The sequence below is a fragment of the Vibrio nereis NBRC 15637 genome (genome assembly GCF_001591105.1).
In the GTDB taxonomy this organism is placed as follows: domain Bacteria; phylum Pseudomonadota; class Gammaproteobacteria; order Enterobacterales; family Vibrionaceae; genus Vibrio; species Vibrio nereis.
This window is the reverse complement of record NZ_BCUD01000046.1, coordinates 1-2,650: the sequence shown is the minus strand read 5'-3', so window position 1 is coordinate 2,650 and position 2,650 is coordinate 1. Positions and strand designations below refer to the sequence as shown.

At 43.9% G+C, this 2,650-nt stretch carries 2 protein-coding genes; both read left to right on the top strand.

The genetic code is table 11. From position 1 onward, the window contains the following. The first annotated feature begins 637 nt into the window (after positions 1-637). Positions 638-1,030, top strand: a complete 393-nt coding sequence (locus tag VNE01S_RS18655) for a hypothetical protein (protein WP_061781661.1) — start codon at positions 638-640, stop codon at positions 1,028-1,030. A 455-nt stretch (positions 1,031-1,485) separates the two neighbouring features. Next, positions 1,486-2,642, top strand: a protein-coding gene (locus tag VNE01S_RS18640; RefSeq protein WP_156309932.1) for an IS3 family transposase whose coding sequence is annotated in 2 segments (ribosomal slippage) — positions 1,486-1,750 and positions 1,750-2,642 — 1,158 coding nt in all. Because the reading frame shifts where the segments join, the coding sequence is not laid out codon by codon here. The last annotated feature ends 8 nt before the right edge of the window (positions 2,643-2,650 follow it).

Below are 2,650 nucleotides of genomic sequence, written 5' to 3'. Positions count from 1 at the left end.
AACAACGCAAACCACCCACCTAAACCATTGTGCCGTAAACATTAAAGCTAATTCAAACCAAAACTGCCAAGCGTTGTGAATCCCTCTTGAATGCTTTGTTAGTTGCCAAGCCCAAGGCTAGGATTTGGAGTTTATTACCGCTTTGCCGACACTGTTTTTACGTGCTTTGAAAAACTAATATCAGGCGCAGATTCAAAGCACCTGTCACTGAAACCACTTGGGACATGCAGCGCCGTAGAAAACGGGCTAACAACACCAACAAGCTCCTTTGAACAGACAATGTCACAGAGCTAACTTTCAACAAATAAATCGCTTTCTGAAACAGTTAACCCAAACCACAAAAATAACCGAAGCGTGATTATAACAAACCCAAAAGCTTAAAACTGAAATACAAAGCCAGGGAAAACTCGTGGACAGTAGCATTAAACATTCTGGCTTTAGCTACGTTTAGCTCGTTGGCAACTAACGCCACGTTAAGGGGCAGCAACGCACTGCCACCAAACTTCAATTTACCACCGTAAACACAATTGCCAAGATTTAAACCAAAGTCGCCAAGCGTTGACTGTCCCTCTTGAACGCTTTGTTATGTTGCTGTTCTAAAGTACAATCGCCGACCTTACAACACGAGCGACCAACGATGCTATTTAACAACGATATCGATGAAATGATTAGCTATTTAGAACGTTTCTGTAAAGAACCGCATATAAAAGCACTAGATAACGTTTCAGACGAGCAAATTAACCTACTTCTCGATTTTTTAACGCTCGCCCACAAGTTAAAGTGCGATATCTACGCTACTAACAACCTGAACAGTTCTCACTTTATCGGGATTGGCGTCTTCGCTTTAACCCAAGACAGAGCTCCCCAGGGCAACTTATTTCTTAAAGTTGAATTCGACCGTATTTACCTTTCATTTGAATTAGATAACTGTAATAAAGAGAACCTTTTAACGCCCGTCCGAGTGATTGATGCACTCGTCTATCTCGCTGAAAAAGATGGCCACACTCTATTGCCTGAAAACTATAAGTAGTGGGCAACATAACGCCCTGTTAAGGTGTGAGCAACGCAATACCGATGCCGCTGCATACCACCTAAAACACTAAAACCAACGTATAGTAAAAATGCCACGCGTTGCGAATCACTCTTAAACAGTTTGTTAGGGCGGTACTAAATAAAAAACGACCATCCTGTAAATATTGTACCCAGCCCTCCAAGAAGGGGGTTTAGCTTAATCAGGAAAGCTCTAGCTTTAGCCACACGATTCAACCCTGTAGCCCTTAAATTCCCATTGATTATGCTATCTTCAATACAATCATTTAGATAGGAACGTTGACGCCACTCTCCAACTATACCGACTAAAATCATCAACACGCCGATTTGTCCTAGGCTGACTTGGTGTCCTAAACAATAGCCCCTGTAGTGGTTTAATGATCCCGGACACCAAATTAGGTGGTAAAGTCTCCACCGTAAATGAGGTGTTCAATGATAAAACGACAACGACGTACATTTTCTTCTGAGTTCAAAATGGATGCAGCAAGCTTGGTTCTCGATCAAGGCTACTCAATAACTGAGGCGGCACGCTCTCTAGATATTGGTGATACTGCTCTACGACGCTGGGTCGAGCAACTAAAAATTGAGCGTGGCGGGAAGACCCCAACCGTCAAAGCTCTTACACCTGAACAGCAGAAAATCCAAGAGTTAGAAGCTCGAATTAATCGCTTAGAAAGAGAAAAATCCATACTAAAAAAAGCTACAGCTCTCTTAATGTTGGACGAACTCGAACGTTCTCGCTAATTGACCAGTTAAGGGAGCACGAGCCGGTCAAAATGCTTTGTGGGTTGTTCGATGTGGCGTCTTCCTGTTACTACGAGTTTAAGCAGCGGAAGCCGGATGTCTGTCGCATTCGGTTAGCCAGCCGAACTAAGGAACTCTTTAACATGAGTCGTGGCTCTGCTGGTAGTCGAACTCTTGTTTCTATGCTGCGCTCTGAAGGCTTCGAAGTTGGTCGATTTAAAGTACGAAAGCTCATGCAAGAAGCAGGGCTAATGAGTAAACAACCTGGCTCGCATCGCTATAAGCAGGCTAAGTTAGAGCGACCAGATATCCCGAATCTGCTGAAGCGTGAGTTCTCTGTTGTTGCACCAAATGAAGTTTGGTGCGGTGATATTACTTACGTCTGGTCAGGTTCAAAGTGGAGTTATCTGGCTGTCGTACTAGACCTATTTAGCCGACGCGTAGTGGGATGGGCGCTATCAGACAAACCAAACGCTGAGTTGACTTGTAAAGCCTTAGATATGGCTTGGGAACAACGAGGGCGACCTAATCACATAATGTTCCACTCAGACCAAGGATGCCAATATAGTAGCCGTAAATACCGTCAAAGGCTTTGGCGATATCGCATAACTCAAAGTATGAGCCGTCGCGGTAACTGTTGGGATAATGCACCTATGGAAAGGCTATTTAGAAGCCTAAAAACTGAGTGGATACCAGCAACAGGTTACCTGACCCAAACTCAGGCTAAGAAAGACATCAGTTATTACTTGATGGACTACTACAATAGGCAACGACCTCACCAAGCAAATGATGGGTTGTCGCCAGTTAATGCCGAGAGTCGGCTTAAATCAGTGTCCGGAATTTGTTGACCACTACA